We start from the raw sequence: 21,844 nt of genomic DNA on the forward strand, positions 1-21,844 counted from the left end.
GTGATATCCGGGGCAAGGTAGGAATTTATGCCGTTGGCACGCGAGGCCGTCGAGCTGCTGGTTCAGGCGGCCAGAGCCTGGTATTTCGAAGGCAATCAGCACGGGTTGCGCGACCGGGAATGGATGGCGCTGCGCTTTCTTCACCGCGCCAACAGGTTCTCGCGCACGCCGTCCGCGCTGGCCGGCTTCATCGGCGCGACCCGCGCCACCGCATCGCAGATCGTGAAGACGCTGGAAGCCAAGTCCTTCCTGGTGCGAAAGCCGTCGCACGAGGACAAGCGGTCCGTCGTGCTGCACGTCACCGCGCAAGGCGAGAAATGCCTGAGCCAGCACGACCCGATCAATCACGTGGTGAACGCGGTCACGTCTCTCGGCACCGACGAATGCGTCAGGCTGCGCGACTCGCTGCGCGAGATCCTCAATCATCTCGACGCGGCCCATCAGCGGCTCGATGCCAGCATCTGCCGCGACTGCATGTTTCTCGCCGAACGCAGTCCCGGCGCGGGCAAGGGACGCGCGAGCGCCGAATTCATGTGCCGGCTGTACCGCGCCCCGGTTTCTCTCGAGGAGACCGAGCTCCTCTGCACCAGCTTCGAGCGCACCCGCGACCGCCCGAAGATCGAGGGGCATCTCGACCGCGCGCATGGCGAGCCAGGGATGAGGCGGGAGTTCGCGGCGTGACGGAACGCGCAAGTTTCGCGCGGATGCGACGACCGGAGCTTGCGTAAAGTTTCTCAGCGGCATCGTTCTTTGAAACACGCTCGTTTCCTCCGGTCTCCCGGACGCGCTGACCAAGCACGGGAGCATAGTGGCGCACGCTCTCTCCACGTCGTTGCGAGCGCAGCAAAGCAATGACGGAGTATGAGACATCGGCGTCGTCCTCCAAGTACCCCTGTCATTCCCCGCGACCCGGCTACGCCAAGGCTTCGCCGGGGCTGAGGTCCAGGGCCGCCGAAGCTTTAGCGTAGGCGGCAAGCGGGGAATCCAGTACGCCGCGGCCTCTCGGCTCAATCACAGCCGTCTCTGGAATACTGGATCGCCCGGTCAAGCCGGGCGACGACAGCGAGTGCTGCAGACGCGCCTTCGCATCCTCGCGCCATGTTTCGCCCGAGTTTTGCCCGAGTTTTGCCTGGTCACTCCACCCTCGAAGCCAAGAGGGCGCAGGGAAGGCCGGGTGCTGACCTCGTACCCACGGTCCGCTGCGCGAAAGGTAACGCAAGGAAACCGCACAGCAGCATACAGGTGGTGCCAATCACTCGGCCTTCCCTGCGCGATGGTTGGACGGCTTATGCCGCGCTCTCCCGGGAGCCGAGTTCCTTCTGGCCTCCCTCACGCTTGCAAAAGTCACCAGCACCGCGCCGGTTGACGCGACTGCCGCATTCGCAAAGCACTTGACCGTAGCAACGACGGCCAGGACCACACGGTTTTGCCGTACGCACGGCCCGCCATTTCGCCGCAGTTTTTCCAGCTCTGTCGACGGAGCCGGAAACTTACAGACGAGACGAACCTGACAGCGCCGCTCATCCGGCACGAAGCTTTGGGCTCACGGAGAGCAATCCGCCCTGCCCGCACTTCTCGCGCCCAACGCTGCCGCGTCCACCGCAACCCGGCTCGCGACAGTGACGACACAAGATCGCCCCTCTTGGTGAGCCGGGATGGGCAGCACATACGCCAATTCCGAATTTCGGTAAAGTGGAATATTTTCGCCCGCGCGGCTTGACGCCCTCTCGGGTGTTTTGCCCGTCGGGCGACGAGAGCCCCGTCGCCCGGATGGAGCCAACGGGTCGACGCGAAGCGCCGCCCGGTGACAGGCTCCGCGCAATCCGGGAAAAGCGCGGGCGCCGGACGAGCGGTCCCGGATCGGGCCGCGCTCCATCCGGGCGACCGATTACCCGCGCCCGCCCGGCAGTCCACCTTCCGCCTTGTATGCATTATCCCAGTTGCCATCCCCGCGGACTTCGCTTTACATGCCGGCAACTCGCCCGCGGATGACGGCCGGGGCTCAAAAATCACACACATTTTCAAAGGGACGGAATATGGCGCGTAACATCCTGATTCTCGGGGCTTCCTACGGTTCCCTGCTGGGCACGAAGCTGCTGATGGCGGGCCATAACGTGTCCCTGGTCTGCCGCGCCAAGACCGCCGAGCTGATCAATCGTGACGGTACCGAGGTGCGCATCAAGCTGCGCGACGAGGCGGTGCACCGGGCGATCTTCTCGCGCAACCTGCCCGGCAAGCTCGACGCGGTGACGCCGGGCAATGTCGACCTCTCGCGCTACGACATGGTCGGCCTGGCAATGCAGGAGCCGCAATACACCAACCACACGGTCCGCGTTCTCATGGTCAAGATCGCCGCGGCGAAGCTGCCGTGCCTGTCGATCATGAACATGCCGCCGCTGCCCTACCTGAAGCGGATCCCGTCGCTCGCCGACATGGATCTCGAGGAGGCCTACACCAATGCGCAGGTGTGGGAGCGCTTCGAGCCCGGCCTGGTGACGCTGTGCTCGCCCGACCCGCAGGCCTTCCGTCCGCCGGAAGAAGCCGCCAACGTGCTTCATGTCGGCCTGCCCACGAATTTCAAGGCATCGGCCTTCGCCGACGAGAAGCACAACAAGGTGCTGCGCGAGCTCGAAGCCGACATCGACGCGGTGACGCTCGACGGTCACGACGTGCCGGTGAAGCTGAAAGTGTTCTCTTCGCTGTTCGTGCCGCTGGCGAAATGGTCGATGCTGCTGACCGGCAACTATCGCTGCATCACGCCGCACGAGCCGCAGTCGATCCGCGACGCCGTGCACGGCGATCTCGCGCGCTCGCAGACGATCTACGACCATGTCGACGCGATCGCCCGCCGTCTCGGCGCCGATCCGCAGGACCAGGTGCCGTTCGCGAAATACGCCAAGGCCGCCGAGAGGCTGCTCAAGCCGTCATCGGCCGCGCGCGCGGTCGCGAGCGGCGCGCCCTTCATCGAGCGCGTCGACCTGCTGGTGAAGCTGATCTCGCATCAGCTCGGCACCCCCAATGCCGAGATCGACCGCACTGTCGAGACCGTGGACCTGAAGCTAAACGAGAAGATCGTGCAGGGCGGATCTGGCGCGCAGTAGCAGCGTGCCGGCGCTGCCGTCATAGGTCGCGCCGGCCTGCACTGATCGAATTGTCGATGCAGATCGGATCGCCCCTCAGCATGGGCTTACAATTTGGCCCAATACGGGCGATCCTGCTCAGCAGTCCGTTTGCGTAAATCCCGCATACATGCGACTGCTAGCCGTCACGCGGGCGCCGATTTCCGCAGGTTCCGGGGCAGCGCGATGGCCGGATCGAAGGGCTGAAGAACAAGTAGAAGACGATGGATCAGACGGCGTTGCAGGTCGCTCGCGCGGTGGAGGCCGGCGCGACGACGATGAAGGGGATCGTTGACGCGACCGGATTGTCCCGCCTCAAGGTCGAGCGCGCGCTGAGCACGCTGGAGAAGCAAAAGCTCCTGGTCCGCGACGCCCAGGGTTTTCGCGCGACCGGCCTGCCGAAAACGGCGCCGCTCACCCGGCAATGCGGCTCGTGCAACGCCTGCTGCGATATCCTCGAGGTCGCCGCCGTCGACAAGCCGGTGAACCAACTGTGCAGACACTGGCAGACGGGAACCGGGTGCACCATCTACGACCGCCGTCCGCAGATGTGCCGGTCATTCGTCTGCGCCTGGCTGCAGGGCCATCTCGACGACGAGTGGTTTCCAGCCAAGTCGGGCATCATCGTGCATTTCAGCCAGGACGCCGTGAACGTGACGGTCGACGACCACTGTCCCGATCGCTGGCGCGAGGAGCCGTATTTCGGCAAGCTCGCCGAATGGTCGCTGAACGGGATCAAGCGGATCGGCAATCGCGGCTATGCAACCCTCGTCGTCTCCGGCGAGAACCGGTACATGCTGCTCGGGCGCACCATTGTTCCCGATCCCACGCTGTTCGGCACCGCGTTCCTTCCGCTCACCGCCGACACCTTCCGGTTCTGGCGGGCGACGTCGCCGGAACATTTGCAGCGGCTGCATGCACGCGTGGCCGAGATCGAGCGTATCAGGCAGGAATTCGGCTCCTGCGCGATTCCCGAGAACGAGGACGACGATCCGCAGGCGCCCTATCGGCCCGCACTTCTACGGTTGTCCGGTCACGCCTGAACTGCGTCGTGGGCAAGACGCCCTGATTCGCGCCGTAGCGCTCGACGCATCCCGCTTCGATTGGTAAGCCCCACTCCGCGAATGGAAGGGCCTGAGTCGGACATGACGGTTGCGATCGAGATGGGGCAGACCACGGCAGGCGCCGCGGCCGCCATGGACCTCGAGGAACTGCTGGCGACCCGCCTCCTGGTGCAGGGCAATTCGGGCTCCGGCAAGTCGCATCTGCTGCGGCGGCTGCTCGAACAGAGCGCGCCCTGGGTGCAGCAGGCCATCATCGACCCCGAAGGTGATTTCGTCACGCTGGCCGAGCAATTCGGCCATCTGGTGATCGAGGCGGAGGATCACACCGAGCGCGGCCTTCAGGTTGCCGGCGAGCGCGCGCGGCTGCATCGCGTCTCCACCGTGCTCAATCTCGAAGGGCTGGACGCCGAGAACCAGATGCGGCGTGCCGCGGCCTTCCTCGGCGGCCTGTTCGACGTCGACCGCGACCACTGGTACCCGATGCTGGTGGTGGTCGACGAGGCGCAGCTGTTCGCGCCGGCGGTCGCCGGCGAGGTCTCGGACGAGGCGCGCAAGCTCTCTCTCGGCGCGATGACCAATCTGATGTGCCGCGGCCGCAAACGTGGCCTCGCCGGCATCATCGCGACCCAGCGCCTGGCAAAACTCGCCAAGAACGTCGCGGCGGAAGCCTCCAATTTCCTGATGGGCCGGACCTTCCTCGACATCGACATGGCGCGCGCCGCCGACCTGCTCGGCATGGAGCGTCGGCAGGCCGAATCCTTTCGCGATCTCGAGCGCGGACAGTTCATGGCACTCGGCCCGGCGTTGTCGCGACGCCCCCTGCGTTTGCATATCGGCCCGACCGACACCCACGCGCGCAATTCCACGCCGCGGCTGATGCCGATGCCGGAAGCCGCGCTCGAGGATATGCGCGCCGTGATCCTGGCCGCGCCGCCGCCCGATGCCAGCCGCCCGCAACGCCGGCCCGCGCCCGATCTGCTCGAGCAGCTCCGCGCCGCGAAGGCGGCCGCGCCGGAGATCCGGCCTGAAGTGGCCGCGGTGCCGATCAGCGCCGAGGAGCTCGCCGAGCGGCGCGAGCGGGTCGATCGTACGCTTCGCGCCGTGCTCGCCGAGCCCGATGCCGGCTTCCGCGCCGTCGGCGTGCTCTATCAGGAGTTCGTGGTTCGCTGCCGCATCGAGGGCCTCGGCTCCGCGGTGCCTGATCTAAATGAATTCCGCCGCATGCTGACACGCGCGCGCGCCGGGCTCGGCGCCGAGCATGCGGAGGACAACGTCTGGCAGGACGTGTCGCTGCGCGCCTCGATCCTGCCCGACGACATGCAGGGCGTGTTCATGATGATCGCTCGCGCGGCGAAGGAAGGCTGGCCCTGCCCCGGCGACGCCGCGATCGCGCGTGCCTACGGCTCGCATTCGCTGCGCCGCGCCCAGCGCCTGCTCGGCTATATGGAGGAGCAGGGCCTGATCGTCTGCCAGCTCGACGGCGCCGGTCGCCGGATCGTGACGCTGGTGGAGCTGGCCTGGGCTACCGCGCCGGGTGATCCCAACGGCGACGATCTGCCGGCCGAGCCGGTTCCGAGCGCGGCCTCGGCTTGAGATCGCCTAGAACGTCCCGGCGACAGTCAGGCGAAAGGTCAGCGGCTCGACCGGGTGCAGCACGTAATCCATCACGCCATTCTGGCAGACCGCCGTCGGCGCGACGCCGCCGGTGCAGAGATTGTACAGCGTGTCGGTCTTGAGCAGCGAGCCATAGGCATAAGTGATCTGGTTCGCCTGCGTGTTGAAGAGATTGAGCACGTCGAGCTGGATGCGCCAGCCATTGTCGATGCGATAGCCGAGGCGGCCGTTGAAGATGCTGGTCGCGGACGAGCGGAACGCATTGTCTTCCGTCAGCGGGCTCGACGCCAGATAGCGCCAGCGCAAAGTCCCGAACCAGCCGGTCTTCTCGCCGAGCGTGATGCCGGCCGATGCCACCATCGCCGGCGCGTTCGGAATGTAGTTGCCGGGCGCATTGCCGATCTGCGCCTCGGGATAACCCGCGAGCGAGGCGTAGACCTCCGCCTGCTCGCTTTCAGTGCCACGAAAGCGCGCATGCGTCATGGCGAGATCGGCATCGATGTCGATCCACGAGCGCGGGCGGTAGTGATTGGTCCACTCGAAGCCGTAGCGGCGGCTGGCGCGGGTCGCCGAGGTATCGCCGGCATCGCCGGAGAACAGGATCTCGGAATCCTGGTCGAGGATGAAGAGGCTAAGCGAGGTGTCGAGGCCGGGAACGATCTTGCTGCGGACGCCAACCTCCGCGCCCTTTGTACGTACCAGCAGCGGCGACGGCGTAAGTCGCGTGGCGGGGTCGCTCGGATCTTCCGTCGTGGTCGCGCCGCGCGCGTCGTTCGAGTGCATGCCGGTGCCGGCACCGAGGAAGAATTCGGTCTGGTTGAACGGGCCGAGCACCATGCGGAATTTCGGGGTGCCGAGCGCGGCGTCAGAGCGGCCGGAATTGTTGGCATTGAACAGCGAGGTGACGTCGGCCGCATAATAGTCGCCGCGCAGGCCGACAGTGGTCCTCAGCCAATCGGTCCAGCGCACGGTGTTCTCGGCGAAGACGCCGACGCTGCCCTCGCCGACCTTGTCGCTCCGAATGCTGGAGAGGAAGCCGCGCTGGAACGTGTTGCTCAGCGCCAGATCGATCGAATCATAGCGCGATTGCAGGCCGATCGTGGTCTGCATCGGCAGGCCTGCGAACGACCCGTTGAGCGTGCGCGAGATGTTGGCGCCCGCCATCAGGCGGTCGTCGTGTTGGTGGAACTGGTCGCCGAGCACGGGATCGCTGAGGAAATAGGTGAAGTTGTTGAAGAGGTCGAGCTGGCTCTTCACGACATAGGCGTTGGCCTGCCACGACCCTACATCGTCGCTCTGCGCGATGCGGCCCGAGAGCGCAAAGCGGTTGGTGTTGCCGCCGTCGCTCGGATCTTCCGAGCCGAAGCGGTCGATAAAACCGGCGGTGATCGCACGCTGCGGCACCTGGTCGGTCGAATTCCATTTGTTCGCGTAGGCCATGCCGGTGATGGTCAGGCCATCCGTCGCGGTGCCCCGGCTGTAGCGCACGAGACCGTTCAGCTTGCGCACGTTGTCCGGATTGTCCCAGGGGCCATTGTAGGTGCCGAGCTCGCCGGCGACGAGCAGCGAACCGTCACAGAGCTGGCCCCGCAAATTCGGACAGTAGCTTGAGTGGATTTTCTGCCTGACAGCGGCGAGGATTCTTGCTGCGAATCAGGAGCGAAGATGACGAAGAAGAGCCGCCGGACGCATTCTCCGGCATTCAAGGCGAAGGTTGCTTTGGCTGCGGTCAAAGGCGACAAGACACTGGCGGAGCTGGCGCAACTGTTTGATGTTCATCCGAACCAGATCACGATCTGGAAAAACCAGCTCCTGGAAGGCGCCGCCGGCGTGTTTGGGCATGACAAGACATCGGCCGAGACGCCGGTCGATTTGAAGGCGTTACATGCCAAGATCGGCGAGCTGGCGTTGGAAAACGATTTTTTGTCCGGCGCGCTCACCAAGGCGGGCCTGCTGAGCGCAAAGCGATGATCGACCGCGATCATGATCTTTCTATCGTGCGCCAGGCGAAGGTCCTGAAGCTGGCTCGCAGCACGGTCTACTATGAACCTCGGCCAGTTTCGGCCGAGGACCTTGCCTTGATGCGTCGGCTCGATGAGCTGCATCTCGATTATCCCTTCGCGGGAGCGCGTATGCTGCGATCGTTGCTGCGGCGGGAGGGCGTATACGCCGGTCGCCGCCACATCGCGACGCTGATGAAGCGCATGGGGATCGAGGCGGTCTATCGTCGCCCGAACACGAGCAAGCCGGCTCCGGGTCACAAGATCTACCCGTACCTGTTGCGCGGATTGAAGATCGAGCGGCCCGACCATGCGTGGGCAATGGACATCACCTACATTCCGATGCGGCGTGGCTTCGTCTATCTCGCGGCGGTCGTCGATGTGTTCAGCCGACGGGTCCTGGCCCATCGCGTCTCGATCACAATGGAGGCGGCCTTCTGCGTCGAAGCGGTCCAGGAGGCGTTGGCGAAGCACGGCAGGCCCGAGATTTTCAACACGGATCAGGGCAGCCAGTTCACCAGCCTCGAGTTCACCGATGTGCTGCTGGACGCGAAGATCGCCATCAGCATGGACGGCAAGGGCGCCTGGCGCGACAACGTGTTTGTCGAGCGGCTCTGGCGCACGGTCAAATACGAAGAAGTATATCTCCGCGCCTACGACAGCGTGTCCGAGGCGCGAGCGTCAATTGCCAAGTATCTGGCCTTCTACAATCAGGGACGCCCTCACTCGAGCCTTGACGGGCGCACGCCCGACGAGGCTTACTTCGGCACGCAAGCTATGGTGATGGCCGCATGACCGTCGCCGACGGTTTTGTCGTCGCTCTGGTCGGGCTACGCCCTCCCGACGCAACGACAAAACCGTAAAGCCCCGCGTTCAGCATAACCCGGCAGGAATCCACTTAAATCCAGCGGGGCGCTGTCCAAACAACCGGGGCCAGCTCTGACAGAGGCGAAATCGCTCTCGTCGGCGAAGTACGGCCCCTTGCGCACATCCATCGCGCTGATGGTTTCCGGGATCAGCCAGTTGAGATCGGCATAGCCCTGGCCATGCGCGTGGGTGCGCATGTTGACGGGGACGTCATCGACATAGATGGCGAGATCGGTGCCGTGGTCGAAATTGTAGCCGCGCAGAAAATACTGGTTGGCTTTGCCTTCACCGGAATGCTGGGTCACGATCAACCCCGGCACGACTTCGAGCGCCTCACCCGGCCGCATGAAAGGGCGCGCGTTGATCTCATCGCCGGAAACGGTGATCTCGCTCGCCATGCCTGGCGGGCCCTTTGCGCCGGAGGCGACGCTGCGGGCGTCCGAGGCCGGAGCCTGCGTCGGCTGAGGCACGTGACCGCGATTGGCCGGGACCGGCTTGCTGGCTCGCCGCGATGCGGGCAGTCTCTTGTGAGGCTTCGTCTCGCCGCCGGAGACCTCGATCGGCGGCAGTTCACGCGCGGCGCCGCTGCTCTGCGCGAAGGCGCTGCTCTCATCCGCGAGAAGCATGATGGCCGAAAATGCCGTCAACGCTCCGCGACGACGGCCAGACTCAGGCCGCCTCGGTCGCATCGGCGCCCCGAAGTACATTCGCGCGGGACGCGGCGCCCGCAAACATGCGGCGATAAAGCACGACCGAAACGAGCCAGGCGATCGCAAACAGCGCGATCACGGCGAAGCCGACATTGGCGAGCGACTCGTTGAGGCCGTCGACCAGCGTCCACACCCCGCCGGTTAGACCAAGCCGGTCGGCGATCAGGCCGAGCGCCTCGATGCCGCCGATCAACAGCGCCACCGCGACGGAGGCGCCGGTGATGGTGAGGTTGTACCAGAGCTTTCGCAGGGGATCGACGAAGGCCCAGCGATAGGCGCTGACCATCAGCGCCGAATCGGCGGTGTCGACCAGCGCCATGCCCGACGCGAACAGCGCGGGAAAGACCATGACGTCGACGAGCGAAGCGCCGCGCGCGGCTTCGGTCGCGGAGATGCTGAGCAGGCCGATCTCGGTCGCGGTGTCGAAGCCGAGCCCGAACAGGAAGCCGAGCGGGAGCATGTGCCAGGGCTTTGTCACCAGGCGGAACATCGGGCCGAGCAGGCGCGCCAGGAATCCGCGGCTCGCCAGCAGCGCGTCGAGCTGCGCGGCGTCGTGGATGCCCTGCGCGCGCGCGATGCGAAACGTCCGCCACAGGCCGAGGAAGATGGCGAGATTGATGGCCGCGATCACGAGCAGGAACAGCGCCGACACCGATGTGCCGATGACGCCGCCGATATCCCTGAGCAGGCTGTCGCCGCCGAGGCTCACCACGCCGAGTGCCAGCAGCAGGGTCGCGACCACGACCACGGTGGAATGGCCGAGGGCGAAATAGAGGCCGACGCTGCGCGGCGTACCACCCGCCTGCATCAGCTTGCGCACGACATTGTCGATGGCGGCGATGTGGTCGGCATCGACGGCATGGCGGAGGCCAAACACCCAGGCCAGCAGCGCGGTCGCCATCACCGTCGGCCGGTCGCCGAACGCCGCGAAGGCCCAGGCCCATGCGGCGACGTTGGCGGCAATGAGCCCGCCGAACAGCAGCACCGTGGCGGGCTCGACCGCCCGTAAGGACCATCTCATCACGAAAATCATTCCGTCCGCACGCCGCTTCGCGGCAACGGTATGATCTTTTCATAGAATGATCACACTAACCAATGCAATTCCAGGGAGCCGCTTTGCAGGAATGCTTGTAACCATCCTTCGAGACGCCCGCTGCGCGGGCTCCTCAGGATGAGGCCTGGATTCGCGGCCACGTTGCGAGCAGACCCACATGGGGAGGAGCCCGCGCAGCGGGCGTCCGGACGATGCTCGGCATCGCCGGGCGAACCATCAGGCCGAGGTCAAGCTACGCGGCCTCGGAGCCACCAAGATAGGCATCGCGGATGCGGGGGTCGTCCTTCAGCGCCCGCGCCGGGCCTGAGAGCACGATCTTGCCGGTCTGGAGCACATAGGCCTCGTGCGCGATCTCGAGCGCGAGGCTGGCGTTCTGCTCGACCATGAAGACCGACACGCCTTCCTGGTTGATGGTGCGGATCAACTCCAGCACGCGGTCGACATAGAGCGGCGACAGGCCCATGGTCGGCTCGTCCATCACGATCATCCGGGGACGGCTCATCAGCGCGCGCGCCATCGCGACCATCTGCTGCTCGCCGCCGGAGAGCGAACCGGCATGCTGCGACAGCCGCTGGCCGAGCTTCGGAAACAGCGTGAGCATCTTGTCGAGATCCTGCGCGATCGCCTCGCGGTCGTTGCGCACGAAGGTGCCCATCAGGATGTTTTCGCGAACGCTCATGTCCGCGAACAACCGCCGCGCCTCCGGCACGGAGGCGATACCACGACGGACGATCTGCGGCGTGGTGAGCCCGAGCAGCGAGGCGCCGTCGAAGGTCACGTCACCCGAGCGCGGTTTCACCAGGCCCAAAATGATCTTCATCGTGGTCGACTTGCCGCTGGCATTGCCGCCGAGCAGGCAGACGATATGGCCGCGGCCGACCGTGATCGACAGGTCGAAATGCACCTGCGCCTGGCCGTAGAAGGTGTTGACGTTCGAGAGCGCCAGCAGCGGTTCGGATGCGCCAGTCGTCATACCACGCTCTCCCGCTCCGGCGTCTCCGACAGGCCATGGCCGAGATAGGCCTCGATCACTTTGGGATCGCCACGCACCACTTCGCCCGGCCCTTCCGCTATCTTCTTGCCCTCGTCCATGACGATGACGCGGTCGGAGAGGCGCATCACCATCTCCAGCTTGTGCTCAATCAGGAGGATGGTCAGCCCCTCGGCCTTCAGCTCGGCGACGAGGCCCTGCATCTCCGCGGTCTCGGTCGGGTTCATGCCGGCGGTCGGCTCGTCGAGCAGCAACAGGCGCGGCTTCAGCGCAAGCGCGCGCGCGATCTCGACGCGGCGGCGGTTTGCATAGGACAGGCTATAGGCCGGCTGGTCGATCCGCGGCAGCAACCGCTCGCCGAAGCGTGCGAGAATGGCCTTCATCTCCTCGCGCAGCCGTTCCTCTTCGTCTCTCACGCTGGCCGGACGCAACAGCGCCAGTCCCAATTCCAGCAGCGGGCCGATCACTGGCACCGCGGGCTTCACCGCGCGCAGCCGCGTGTGCGCGCCGATCAGGACGTTGTCCATGACGCTGAGATTGCCGAAGACGCGGCCGAGCTGGAACGTGCGCGCGATGCCTCCCGCAGCGAGCCGCTCCGGCGAGAGACCGGTGATGTCCTGACCTTCGAAGTGGACCGTGCCGGCGTCTGGCCGATCGAGCCCGGTCACGAGATTGAACAGCGTCGTCTTGCCGGCACCGTTCGGGCCAATGATGCTGATGAGCTCGCCCCTGGCGAGGTCGAGATCGATGGCGTCCACGGCCGTGAGGCCGCCGAAACGGCGCGTCAATCCGCGCAGGGACAGCATGGGCCGCGTGCTCCGCCATCATATCGTCCCCAACAGGCCCTGCGGCCTGAACCGCACGAGCAGCAGCAGCACGATGCCGTAGATCAGGATGCGATACTCCGCCGCGATCCGGAACACCTCCGGCAAGCCGACCAGCGCGACCGCTCCGACGATAGCGCCGACGACGTTGCCGAGACCGCCCAGGATCACGACCGTCAGCGCCAGGATGGATTGCTGCGTGTTGAAGGTCTCGTGGTTGATGTAGGAATAGAGATGCGCGGCGATGCCGCCGCTGACGCCGGCGGCGAACCCGCCGAAGATGAAGGCCAGCGACTTGTAGCGGTTGAGGCTGAGGCCATAAGCGCGCGCGGCGGTGTCGTCGTCTCTGATAGCACGAAAACTGCGGCCGAGATGCGAGCCGAGCAGCCGCCCCTGCAGCAGCGCCAGCACGACCATCACGACAAAGCTGAACCAGTAGATCGAGGTTGGGCTGACCAGATCGTAGCCGAACAGCGACAGCGGCGGAATGCCGGAGATGCCGATCGGACCACGCGTAACACTCTCCCAGTTCAAAATCACCAGCGACACGATCTCGCCGATGGCCAGCGTCGCGATCGACACGTAATGCCCGCGCAGACGGAACGACGGCGAGATCAATGCGGTGCCGAGCGCGGCACTCATCAGGCCGCCGGCGATGATGGCGAGGCCGACGGGGACGGAGAAATTCAGCGACAGCAGCGCCGAGGTGTAGGCGCCGATCGCGAGCAGCGCGGCATGTCCGAGCGAGACCTGTCCCACCGTGCCCGCAACCAGCGTCAGGCTGAGCGCGAGCATGCCGAGCAGCCAGGCGTTGATCAGGGTCTGGAGCACGTAGAAGGACACCGGGAAGAATGGCAAGGTCGCGAACACGCCGGCGGCGACCAGCAGCGCCCAACGCGGAATCCGCACCGGGCGGCTCGGCGCAATGAAAGTGCCAGTGAGCGGCTCGGGTGGCGCCTGTCGCGCGCTGGCGAACAGGCCGTTCGGGCGAAGCACGAGCACGATGACCAGCAGCAGGAACGCGAACAGATTGCGGTAGCTGGTGCCGAACACGGCGACGCCGTAGCTCTCGACCAGCCCGAGCAACAAGCTGCCGATCACGGCGCCCGGCACGTTGCCGGCACCCCCGACCACTTCCGCAACGACGCCCTTGAGCGTTGCCTGCAGGCTCATCGCGGTGTCGATCTGGTTGTAGTACATGCCGACCAGCAGGCCAGAGACGCCACCGAGCGCCGCCGCAATGCCAAACACGGCCTGATTAACCCGGTTGACGTCGACGCCCATCTGCATCGCGGCATCGCGGTCCTGCGCGGTCGCGCGCACCGCCCAGCCGAGCTTGCTGTAGCGCAGGAACACGAACAGCAGCAGCGCGCTGGTGAGGCCGACGCCGGCGATCAGCAGATCAAGCGGTCCGATCGTGCCGCCACCGACCTGGAAACGCACGTCGGGCAGCTGGCTTGGCAGCGCGCGCGGATTGGGCGAGAAGGTCAGCATCACCAGCTGATCGAGCACGAAGCTGATGCCGATGGTCGCGAGCAGCGGCGCGATGCGTACCGAATTCTGGAGCGGACGCAGGCCGAACCGTTCGATGATCAGTCCGACGATCGCGGCCGCCACCGCGACCACGATGATGGTGAGCGGCAGCGGCGTATGCAGCTGCACCACCGCGACCCAGCCGATATAGGCGCCGACGAGATAGATCGAGCCCTGGGCAAAGTTGATCAGCCGGCTGACGCCGAAGATCAGCGCAAGCCCGACCGCAACGAGCGCGTAGACATTGCCGACGATCAGCCCGTTGATCGTGTAGTCGAGCCAGGAAGACACGCAGTTGCCCCCGCGTAGAGAGGAAAGCGGCCGGAGCGCCCGCTCCAGCCATCAGGTCAGGTCGGCTTGCCGTCCCAGAGCGCGAACTGGCCCTTGCGCACGACCAGCTCGGCGTTCATGGCGCCCTTGACGCGGCGGGTCGCGACGTCGAACGTCGCGGCGCCGAAGATGACGCTCGGGACGTCCTTGACCTTGGTGAAGGCGTCGCGGACCGCCTTGCGGTCGGTGCCGCCGATCTTCACCACGGCAGCCGCCATGTTCATCGCATCATAGGCGTAGGCGTTGAAGGCGTCGGGCTCCAGACCGTGGTACTTCTTCTTGAAGCCGGCGATGAATTTCTGCACCTCGGGCCGCGGGTCTTCCGGGAAGTAGCGCGTGCCGACATGGACCTCCTCGACAGCCTCGCCGCCGAGCTCCAGGAACTTCGGCGAGTAGACCGAGCTTGCCGCGCAGATCACCTGCTTGAGCCCCACCTGTCGCGCCTGACGCGCGATCAGCGCGCCGTCGGAATAGTAGGAGATCAGGATCAAGCCGTCCGGGTTGGCGTCGCGGACGCGCACCAGAGTGGAGCGGAAGTCGCGCTCCTCGGCAATATAGCCCTCGGTGACCGCGATCTCCGCGCCGTATTCCTTGGCAGCATTGACGAAATAGTCGCGGCTGGTGCGGCCCCAATCGGTGTTGAGGTGCAGCACTGCAAGCTTCTTCAGGCCAAGGCGCTTCACGGCATAGGACGCCAACAGCGGCTGCTCGTCGGCCTGGCTGACCGAAGTGCTCCACATGAAGTCGCCGCCCTTGGTGAAGTCAGGGTGCGAATTGGTGAAGCCGAACTGCACGAGGCCCGCGCGCTGATAGATCGGCGAAGCCGCCATCGAGGCCGGGCTGGAGAAGTCGCCGAGCTCAAGGACGATGCGGGGATCGGAGACGAATTTCTGCGCGATCGCCACCGACTGGCGCGGATCGCTCTGGCTGTCCTCGAAATTGTAGGTGAGCTTGCGGCCGTTGATGCCGCCGGCCGCCTGGATCTCGTCCAGCGCGAGGTCGAAGCCCTGCTTCCACTGCGTGCCATATTGCGCGTTCGGCCCGGTCAGGGGGCCGCTGACGCCGAGCAGGATCGGCTCGGAGGATTGCGCAAAGGCGCCGCGCGAACCGGCTGCTCCCGCCATCATGGCGGCGAGCGAGCCCTTGACCAGGGTACGACGATCGATGTTGCTCATGCACGGCTCCATCCAGATAGTGTTGAAACGAACAGCAATTCTTGTGCCGGTGAGATTGCCTATTTCGAGGGCTCACCGAGCGACAGCATCAGCCGGTTCGCCCAGTTGAAGAACGAGGCGCCGTTGATGACGTCGACGATCTCGGCATCGTCGAGGCCGGCGCGGCGCAGCTCCGCGATATTCTCAGGCCCGAAAGCAATCGGCGTCGCGGCCAGCGCGACCGAGGCCTTGACCACCGCATTCCAGCGCTCGCCGAGGTCGGCCTTGACGCCTTCGTCGAGCAGCCGCTGCACGTCGTCACGACGCTTGGAATAGGTGCTGGCGAAACGCGCATGCACCGAAGCGCAATAGATGCAGCCGTTGTAGCGCGAGGTCGCGGCCGCCGCGAGCTCGCGCTCGGCGCGCGGCAGGCCATCGGCGACGTTGTAGAAGATGTCCTTGTCGGTCTTGGTGCGGGCTTCCAGCACCTCGGGATCACGCACGAGAAGGCGGAAGTATTCGGACTTGGCACGGGAGCGATCGACCAGGCCCGCGAAATGCCGCTCGGTCAATTCGGCCTCGGGCAGCGGGTCGATCCACGACACCCAGCCGAGTTCGTCCTGGGTGAAGACGACGGGCGGATTGACGTTGTTTGCAGCGCTCATGATGCAGTCTCCTTACGCGCCGGCCGCAGCGCTTGCGGTGCCCAGCGAGGCGCCGAGCACGCGCAGGCCCGTGACGACGCGCACCTGGAACGACAGGAACGCGACGAGCTGAGAGAAAGTGACGATGCCGGTGTCGGACCAGCCGGCGGCCAGCAGCGCCTTCATATCGGCGGACGCGGCATCGCGCGGGCGGAACACCAGCAGATGCGCATGCTCCAGCGCCGCCGCGAGCCTGGCGCCAAGAACGGACTTGCCCTCCGCACTCACGCGATAGATCAGGCCAGCGTTGTTCTCGACTGACAGCGGTCCGGCCGGATACGCACCGTACGGGCCTGACGTCTCTCCGCGCCCGATTTCGACCTCGATCGCCTCGGCCAGGCGCGCACCATCGGCGGTCGCCGCGAGCTTGCCCCGGTAGAAGGCGGCCACATTGGGCTCGCGGTGAAGGCCGATCACGAAGAGCGCGACTGCGGCACGCTCCACAAGCGAAAAATCGCCGGCGTCGATCGGCTCGAACAGCGAGAGATAGCTCTTCTGCGCGTTCTCGCGCGCCTGCAGGCGGCGTGCGCGAATGCCATCCAGAGCCGTGCCCGGTTCGATCCCGGCGAGCGTGTCGATGATATCTTTCGTAGCCATCATTCAGCCTCGTGCAACGCGATCATGTTCGCTCCGATCAGCCCGCCAGAGCCACGTCAGCCGCCGTCCGGGCCCAGCCCAGTGCCGGCGCGACCTTCTCCGCGACAAGCTCGATCGAGCGCAGGATATGAGGATGCGGCGCGTCCACCGAATGCGCCTGGAAGACGAGGTGGTCACCCGCTCCAGCGTGGCATCGGCGCGGAGCGAGGCGATGACGTCGTCGGCCGCACCGACATGGGTGTCGAATGCGATGATCATCTCCTCCAGCGTCTCGCCAGGCCTGGCGTGACCGCCCTTGAGGAACTGCGGCAGCGCGCGCCGCAGCCCGATATCGGCGAGGCGCATCGCTTCAGTCCGGTCGTCGGCGACGAAGACGCTGCGCGAGGCCATGATCCGGGGCTCGCATCCCGGCGGCAGCGCTTCGAGATAGGCATCGATGACCGGATTCTGGATCTCGGCGAGCGTGGCCTTCGGCGCCTCCTTGGTCCGGGGCTGGGTGCGCGACAGCAGCAGGCCATCGCCGGCCTTGCCCGCGCGCGCACCACCGGCGACCGAGAACGTCGCCTGCCAGATCCGCTTGTCCAATTGGGGCCGCTGCGGATACAGCGTATCGCCGCCGGTGAGCGGCTTGCCGACCAGAGCGGTGCGGACCACGTCCAGATTGCGGGCAAAGATCTCGTTGCGCTGGGCACTGTCGAGGCCGAAGGCGGCAAAGGCCGACGGATTGCCGCCAGTGCCGACGCCGAGCTCGAAGCGGCCGTTGCAGAGCAGATCGAGCACCGCAGCGTCTTCCGCCACCCGCACCGCGTTCTCCAGCGGCAGCGTGACGATGCCGGTGCCGAGACGGATGCGCGAGGTTTGCGCCGCGACGTAGCCGAGGAAAGTGAAGGGCGACGGCAGGCCGCCCTCGCGTTCGTGAAAATGATGCTGCGCGATCCACGCGGAATCGAGGCCCGCTTTCTCTGCGCGCACGATCTGCTCGGCGGCAAAGCGGTAGCGCTCCGCTGGCGGGGCTTCATCGAGGAGCCGCGTGAAGAACCCCAGTCGTTTCAGGTTTGCAAAGCGTTTCATACGACCCCTGTCGGGCGAGGATGGGCCCCGATGATGTCGGTTGCCGCAGCTCCAGACAAGCGGGCATTGCGCAAGGCTGCCCGCCGGATCGCCCCCGCGCTGGACCTTGGCTAGGCAGATTGCCTACCAGCTCGGCAGCACCGCGCCCTTGAACTTGGTCAGGACGAACTCCTTCACCTCGGGCGTGTGGTAGCTGTCGACGAGGATCTTGACCCAGGGCTTGTCCTTGTCGGCGGCACGTACCGCGATCAGGTTGACGTAGGGTCCCTTCGGGTCCTCGCGCAGGATCGGATCCTTGACGGGATCGAGGCCCGCCTGGGTTGCATAATTGGTGTTGATCGCGGCGGCATCGACATCGTCGAGCGCGCGCGGAGCCTGCGCCGCATCGACCTCGATGAATTTCAGCTTCTTGGGATTCTCGGTGACGTCGAGCACCGTCGGCTTGAAGCCCGTGCCGTCCTTCAGCTTGATCACGCCCTTGTCGCGCAGCAGCAGCAGCACGCGGCCGCCATTGGTCGGATCGTTCGGGATCGAGACCTTGCCGCCCTCGGGGATATCGGCGAAGGCCTTGTGCTTCTTCGAATAGACGCCGATCGGGAAGTTCACGGTCAGCCCAACGGATTCGATCTTGTAGCCGCGGTCGGCCTTCTGGTTGTCGAGATAAGGCTGGTTCTGGAACGAATTGGCCTGGATCTCACCGGCATCGAGGGCGGCATTCGGCACGACGTAGTCGGAGAACTCGATCAGCTGGATGTCGAGGCCCTGCTTGGCGGCGATCGGCTTCACCGCCTCGAAGATCTGTGCATGCGGGCCCGGCGTCACACCGATCTTGATGGTCTCGGCCGTGGCCGCGGCCGACCAGGCGGCAAGCGCGGTTGCGAGGATCAGGGGGAGGCGAAACGACATCTTGGTCTCCAAAACTCAGCGAAAATGATTGGAACCGTATTCGCTTCTCCGCGAGGCGAAATCAATGAAATGGAAATCCATATTTCCGGCCTGTTGCGAGAAACACCTTCTCCATTCGGCGCAAAATAGGAAAGGAATTCGCAGATCATACGGCGCGTTGTGCAAGCGTGATGGGCATCACGGCAAAGTGTCACCCCGGATGCGAGATCAGCAGCAAGGCCAGCAAGGAATTCAGCCGTGACCGCCCTCGCCGCCCCCAAGCTCGACAGCCGGAACGGCCTCGCCGTTCTATTCCGGCGTTGCGCTGACGATGAAGCTGATCAACGCGTCGTCGCTCAAGTTGCTGAGCAACTTGCTGCTATCGGCGCTACCGGCATCCAGTGATGCCTGTTTACTCGAAGCGCCACGTCCACGGTGACAGCATGATCAGGACGCAGATCGCGGCATAGGCGGCGAGCGAGGCCGTGACCATGGTGGCGAGACCCGCCATGCCCGCGCCAAAGCTCGCCACCGCGATCCAGCCGCCGCCAGCCGCGATCAGGATGCGCGCGAAGGACGAAGCGAGCGGCCCCATCGCTCGGCCGGTGCCTTGCACCGCGAACGAACTGACAAAACCGAAGCCGAGCGCGGCATAAGCGGGCGCGACGATGCGTAAATAGGTCATGCCCTCGCTGACAACGTCCGCGTCATGGCTGAAGAGGTGCAGCCAGGCCGTCGGGAAGATCGCAACCAGCAAGCCGATCGCGCCGGTCATGATCATGCCGACCACACCGCTGATCCAGCCGATCTTTCGTGCCCGCGCGGTCTGGCCCGCGCCCATGTTGACGCCGACCATGGTCAGCGTCGCCGTGCTGATCCCGAACAGCAGCGGGATCATGATGTAGTCCAGCCGCGAGGCAATGCCGTAGCCGGCGAGAGCGGACGTGCCGAACAGCCCGACCGCACCGGTGACGAGAATGACGGTGAGGTTGGTCAGCACCGCGTTGAACGCCGTCGGGATGCCGACCTTCAGCATGTCGCCGAAGATTTTTGCGCGCAACGGCACGATGTGCAGCTTCAAGCCAGTCGCGCCCGTCGACATGTAGCGCAGCAGGAACAGCATCGCCGCGCCATAATAGAGGCCGAAGGCTATGCCGGCGCCGCCGATGCCGAGCCGCGGGATCGGCCCGAACCCGAAGATCAGCGCCGGCGAGACCGGAATGGTCACGATGGCGCCGACCAGCGTCACCAGGGCCGGCACTTTGACGTTGCCGGCGCCGCGCAGCGCGGCAGCCTGGAGGTTGACGATCCACACCGGGATGGCGCCGGCGAACAGATAGTTGGAATAGGTGGTGGCAGCGGCGAGCGCACCGTCGGTGCCGCCGAGGGCGCGATAGAGATGCGGACCACCGAGGACGACGCCGAGCGTGAACACGCCGCCGGCAATGATCGCGAGCACCACCGCATGAAACAGCGCCGCCTCGGCGTCAGCGCGGCGGCCGGCACCGACCGCGCGCGCCACCGAGGACGCAACGCCGGAGCCGAACCCGCCGTTCGACATCATGGTCATCAGCATGAAGATCGGGAACACCAGCGCGGCGCCGGCGAGCGCATCGGTGCCGAGATAGCCGACATAATAGGCCTCCGCGATGTTGACCGCGGTCTGTGCCACCAGGACGGTGACGGTCGGTAGCGCGAGCTTGAGCAGCGTGGGCAAGATCGGCGCGGTCAGGAGCGCGGCGCGTCTTTGCTCAGCCGCGCTTGGTGCGGGCGGAGCCGCCTGGCGAAGCGGCGCCGCGGTGTGGGCCACGAATGGCGCGGCGGACAAGGCCGGCGCGGCGGCATCTTCGACGGACATGGTTCGATCCTGTGGTTCCCTCGGACCGCCCGGTCGGCCGCCCATTGCATTATGATTATAATGTATTAGTATGATCGTAATGCAATAGGACAGACCTCACGATTTTGTGGCATAGGGGGCGGCGGGTTCGCAGGAGGCGGAATTGGCACGCTATGACAAGGGACACAGGGACACGACGCGGCGGCACATTCTCGATGTCGCATCCTCGCAGTTCCGCGAGAGCGGCATCGCCGCGGTGGGCCTCGCCGGCATCATGGCGGAAGCGGGCCTGACCAACGGCGCCTTCTACACGCACTTCGCCTCCAAGGAGGATCTGGTGCGCGCGGTACTGCTCGACGCGCTGGAGCGGCGCGAGCAGCGACACAAGGACAATCTCGAAAACGGCGTCGCGCTCGAGACCGTGATCCGCGACTATCTCTCGCCCAAGCATCGCGATCGGGCGGCGACCGGTTGCCCGACCGCGGCCCTCGTCTCCGAGATCGCGCGGCATCCGAAGGCAACGCGCGAGGCCTTCACCGGCAAGATGTCCGAGATCTTCGCGCTGATGGCAGCGCAAATGCCCGAGGGCACGCCGGCGGAACGGCGCCGCCGCGCCATCGCGGCCTACGCCACCATGGTCGGCGCGCTGCAATTGTCGCGCGCGGTGAGCGACAGGCAATTGTCGGAGGAGATTCTCGAAAACGCGGTGGATGCTGCGCTGGCGCTTGCGAAGGGGCGCTAGCCCCGGGGCGTCCTCCGTTGCTCAGCTCCTCGCGTCGAGCTGGCTGCTGCGACCGGACGAACTTGCTTGCGAGGCATAGGCGGAAGCTGCGGCCGATGCCGGTGAATAGTGCGACAGCGATTCGGCGAGTTCTTCGGCAGCCTCGGTGAGCTCCTTCAGGACGGCGTCGCTGTCCGTGGCGTGGCCGCCGGAGGAATGCAGCACCTCGAACGAGATTCCGTTTGGGAGATCGACATGAACCTTGTCGATCCCGACGGCGTCGGGCGTGTCACCGTTCTGCGCCTGGTCGGCGCCGGACGCCGGATCACCTGATATCTGCTGGCTCGCGAGCTTCTGCACGAAATCCTCGATGGACTTGAGCGCGCTGCTGTCGAAGCCGCCGCCACCGAAATGGACGATGCCGATCGACATACCGTTCGGCAGGCTCACCTTGACCTCGTCGTAGGGCGTGCCGCTCTCCAGCAGAGACGAGAACATCGAGGCGCCGTCTGGTGAACCCGCTGATTTCGACTGGCTGGTGGATGAAGGCGACCCCGCCGCGCTTCCACCACCGATGCTGCTCATGCTGCTGACGCTCATACACGTACTCCACTGTCATTGCGAACGCACGCTTTGCGTGCAATGCGCATGCCAGATGAGAGCCTCATTGCCATCAAGGGCTTATCGCAAAATCCGGCCGGCATAGCCTTCACGCCGGCAACTATGTCCCGGCAGAAGCTGCCCACCTCCACTTCGCCATTTCGTCGCA

At 65.5% G+C, this 21,844-nt stretch carries 18 protein-coding genes and 2 pseudogenes; 7 read left to right on the forward strand and 13 right to left on the reverse strand.

Annotation, left to right across the window (positions count from 1 at the left end):
• Window positions 1-27 precede the first annotated feature (27 nt).
• From J4G43_RS42245 to J4G43_RS42260, 4 genes are all read left to right on the forward strand, one after another.
• Window positions 28-681 carry a MarR family winged helix-turn-helix transcriptional regulator gene (locus J4G43_RS42245; RefSeq protein WP_208088499.1) on the forward strand — a complete coding sequence of 218 codons (654 nt, stop codon included), beginning with the start codon at window positions 28-30 and terminating at the stop codon, window positions 679-681.
• A 1,355-nt stretch (window positions 682-2,036) separates the two neighbouring features.
• Window positions 2,037-3,101 carry a ketopantoate reductase family protein gene (locus J4G43_RS42250; protein ID WP_208088500.1) on the forward strand — a complete coding sequence of 355 codons (1,065 nt, stop codon included), beginning with the start codon at window positions 2,037-2,039 and terminating at the stop codon, window positions 3,099-3,101.
• Window positions 3,102-3,343: 242 nt separating this feature from the next.
• Window positions 3,344-4,162, forward strand: a complete 819-nt coding sequence (locus J4G43_RS42255) for a YkgJ family cysteine cluster protein (protein ID WP_208088501.1) — start codon at window positions 3,344-3,346, stop codon at window positions 4,160-4,162.
• A gap of 102 nt (window positions 4,163-4,264) precedes the next feature.
• A complete protein-coding gene (locus tag J4G43_RS42260; protein ID WP_208088502.1) occupies window positions 4,265-5,776 on the forward strand; it encodes a helicase HerA domain-containing protein in 1,512 nt (503 codons plus the stop codon).
• A gap of 6 nt (window positions 5,777-5,782) precedes the next feature.
• On the opposite strand, the pseudogene J4G43_RS42265 reads toward J4G43_RS42260, so the two are convergent.
• A pseudogene (locus tag J4G43_RS42265) lies at window positions 5,783-7,372 on the reverse strand (TonB-dependent receptor); the annotation flags it as partial.
• Between the two features lie 90 nt (window positions 7,373-7,462).
• On the opposite strand from J4G43_RS42265, the gene J4G43_RS42270 reads away from it, so the two are divergent.
• A protein-coding gene (locus J4G43_RS42270; RefSeq protein WP_129557670.1) for an IS3-like element ISRj2 family transposase occupies window positions 7,463-8,592 on the forward strand; the annotation gives its coding sequence in 2 pieces (ribosomal slippage) (window positions 7,463-7,715 and window positions 7,715-8,592; 1,131 coding nt in all).
• Window positions 8,593-8,627: 35 nt separating this feature from the next.
• On the opposite strand, the gene J4G43_RS42275 is transcribed toward J4G43_RS42270, so the two are convergent.
• The 10 genes and pseudogenes from J4G43_RS42275 to J4G43_RS42320 form a co-directional block, all read right to left on the reverse strand.
• Entirely contained in the window at window positions 8,628-9,290 is a 663-nt protein-coding gene (locus J4G43_RS42275; RefSeq protein ID WP_408581392.1) for a TonB-dependent receptor plug domain-containing protein, read from the reverse strand.
• Window positions 9,291-9,333: 43 nt separating this feature from the next.
• Window positions 9,334-10,407 carry a HoxN/HupN/NixA family nickel/cobalt transporter gene (locus J4G43_RS42280; RefSeq protein ID WP_208088503.1) on the reverse strand — a complete coding sequence of 358 codons (1,074 nt, stop codon included), beginning with the start codon at window positions 10,405-10,407 and terminating at the stop codon, window positions 9,334-9,336.
• A gap of 253 nt (window positions 10,408-10,660) precedes the next feature.
• Entirely contained in the window at window positions 10,661-11,401 is a 741-nt protein-coding gene (locus J4G43_RS42285) for an ABC transporter ATP-binding protein (RefSeq protein WP_208088504.1), read from the reverse strand.
• Window positions 11,398-12,225, reverse strand: a complete 828-nt coding sequence (locus J4G43_RS42290) for an ABC transporter ATP-binding protein (protein WP_208088505.1) — start codon at window positions 12,223-12,225, stop codon at window positions 11,398-11,400. The genes J4G43_RS42285 and J4G43_RS42290 overlap by 4 nt, the downstream gene beginning before the upstream one ends.
• An 18-nt stretch (window positions 12,226-12,243) precedes the next feature.
• The gene (locus tag J4G43_RS42295) at window positions 12,244-14,067 is read right to left on the reverse strand and encodes an ABC transporter permease (protein ID WP_208088506.1); all 1,824 of its coding nucleotides are present in this window, start codon (window positions 14,065-14,067) and stop codon (window positions 12,244-12,246) included.
• Between the two features lie 56 nt (window positions 14,068-14,123).
• On the reverse strand, window positions 14,124-15,281 hold the full coding sequence (locus J4G43_RS42300) for an ABC transporter substrate-binding protein (protein ID WP_208088507.1): 1,158 nt from the start codon (window positions 15,279-15,281) through the stop codon (window positions 14,124-14,126).
• A 59-nt stretch (window positions 15,282-15,340) separates the two neighbouring features.
• The gene (locus tag J4G43_RS42305; protein ID WP_014492615.1) at window positions 15,341-15,925 is read right to left on the reverse strand and encodes an alkylhydroperoxidase domain protein; all 585 of its coding nucleotides are present in this window, start codon (window positions 15,923-15,925) and stop codon (window positions 15,341-15,343) included.
• A gap of 12 nt (window positions 15,926-15,937) precedes the next feature.
• Window positions 15,938-16,561, reverse strand: coding sequence for a CMD domain protein (locus J4G43_RS42310; RefSeq protein ID WP_208088508.1), 624 nt, complete (start codon window positions 16,559-16,561; stop codon window positions 15,938-15,940).
• Window positions 16,562-16,598: 37 nt separating this feature from the next.
• A pseudogene (locus J4G43_RS42315) lies at window positions 16,599-17,632 on the reverse strand (putative FMN-dependent luciferase-like monooxygenase).
• 123 nt (window positions 17,633-17,755) lie between these two features.
• The gene (locus tag J4G43_RS42320) at window positions 17,756-18,538 is read right to left on the reverse strand and encodes a MetQ/NlpA family ABC transporter substrate-binding protein (protein WP_038944047.1); all 783 of its coding nucleotides are present in this window, start codon (window positions 18,536-18,538) and stop codon (window positions 17,756-17,758) included.
• A 237-nt stretch (window positions 18,539-18,775) separates the two neighbouring features.
• Here J4G43_RS42320 and J4G43_RS42325 point away from each other — a divergent pair, with 237 nt between their 5' ends.
• Window positions 18,776-18,922, forward strand: a complete 147-nt coding sequence (locus J4G43_RS42325; RefSeq protein WP_208088509.1) for a hypothetical protein — start codon at window positions 18,776-18,778, stop codon at window positions 18,920-18,922.
• Window positions 18,923-18,929: 7 nt separating this feature from the next.
• On the opposite strand, the gene J4G43_RS42330 is transcribed toward J4G43_RS42325, so the two are convergent.
• A complete protein-coding gene (locus tag J4G43_RS42330) occupies window positions 18,930-20,375 on the reverse strand; it encodes an MATE family efflux transporter (protein ID WP_208088510.1) in 1,446 nt (481 codons plus the stop codon).
• Window positions 20,376-20,517: 142 nt separating this feature from the next.
• Here J4G43_RS42330 and J4G43_RS42335 point away from each other — a divergent pair, with 142 nt between their 5' ends.
• Window positions 20,518-21,096, forward strand: coding sequence for a TetR family transcriptional regulator (locus J4G43_RS42335; RefSeq protein WP_208088511.1), 579 nt, complete (start codon window positions 20,518-20,520; stop codon window positions 21,094-21,096).
• 21 nt (window positions 21,097-21,117) lie between these two features.
• On the opposite strand, the gene J4G43_RS42340 is transcribed toward J4G43_RS42335, so the two are convergent.
• Window positions 21,118-21,675: a hypothetical protein gene (locus J4G43_RS42340; protein ID WP_208088512.1), complete on the reverse strand. Its 558-nt coding sequence runs from the start codon at window positions 21,673-21,675 to the stop codon at window positions 21,118-21,120.
• Between the last annotated feature and the right edge of the window lie 169 nt (window positions 21,676-21,844).

This window comes from Bradyrhizobium barranii subsp. barranii (assembly GCF_017565645.3).
Lineage (GTDB): Bacteria > Pseudomonadota > Alphaproteobacteria > Rhizobiales > Xanthobacteraceae > Bradyrhizobium > Bradyrhizobium barranii.

Excerpts from the sequence above, each read along its gene's own strand:
- J4G43_RS42245 (WP_208088499.1), top strand. The coding sequence starts at position 28 with ATGCCGTTGGCACGCGAGGCCGTCGAGCTGCTGGTTCAGGCGGCCAGA.
- J4G43_RS42305 (WP_014492615.1), bottom strand. The coding sequence starts at position 15,925 with ATGAGCGCTGCAAACAACGTCAATCCGCCCGTCGTCTTCACCCAGGAC.
- J4G43_RS42290 (WP_208088505.1), bottom strand. The coding sequence starts at position 12,225 with ATGCTGTCCCTGCGCGGATTGACGCGCCGTTTCGGCGGCCTCACGGCC.
- J4G43_RS42320 (WP_038944047.1), bottom strand. The coding sequence starts at position 18,538 with ATGTCGTTTCGCCTCCCCCTGATCCTCGCAACCGCGCTTGCCGCCTGG.
- J4G43_RS42275 (WP_408581392.1), bottom strand. The coding sequence starts at position 9,290 with ATGCTTCTCGCGGATGAGAGCAGCGCCTTCGCGCAGAGCAGCGGCGCC.
- J4G43_RS42250 (WP_208088500.1), top strand. The coding sequence starts at position 2,037 with ATGGCGCGTAACATCCTGATTCTCGGGGCTTCCTACGGTTCCCTGCTG.
- J4G43_RS42300 (WP_208088507.1), bottom strand. The coding sequence starts at position 15,281 with ATGAGCAACATCGATCGTCGTACCCTGGTCAAGGGCTCGCTCGCCGCC.
- J4G43_RS42255 (WP_208088501.1), top strand. The coding sequence starts at position 3,344 with ATGGATCAGACGGCGTTGCAGGTCGCTCGCGCGGTGGAGGCCGGCGCG.
- J4G43_RS42310 (WP_208088508.1), bottom strand. The coding sequence starts at position 16,561 with ATGGCTACGAAAGATATCATCGACACGCTCGCCGGGATCGAACCGGGC.
- J4G43_RS42280 (WP_208088503.1), bottom strand. The coding sequence starts at position 10,407 with ATGATTTTCGTGATGAGATGGTCCTTACGGGCGGTCGAGCCCGCCACG.
- J4G43_RS42330 (WP_208088510.1), bottom strand. The coding sequence starts at position 20,375 with ATGTCCGTCGAAGATGCCGCCGCGCCGGCCTTGTCCGCCGCGCCATTC.
- J4G43_RS42260 (WP_208088502.1), top strand. The coding sequence starts at position 4,265 with ATGACGGTTGCGATCGAGATGGGGCAGACCACGGCAGGCGCCGCGGCC.
- J4G43_RS42340 (WP_208088512.1), bottom strand. The coding sequence starts at position 21,675 with ATGAGCGTCAGCAGCATGAGCAGCATCGGTGGTGGAAGCGCGGCGGGG.
- J4G43_RS42285 (WP_208088504.1), bottom strand. The coding sequence starts at position 11,401 with ATGACGACTGGCGCATCCGAACCGCTGCTGGCGCTCTCGAACGTCAAC.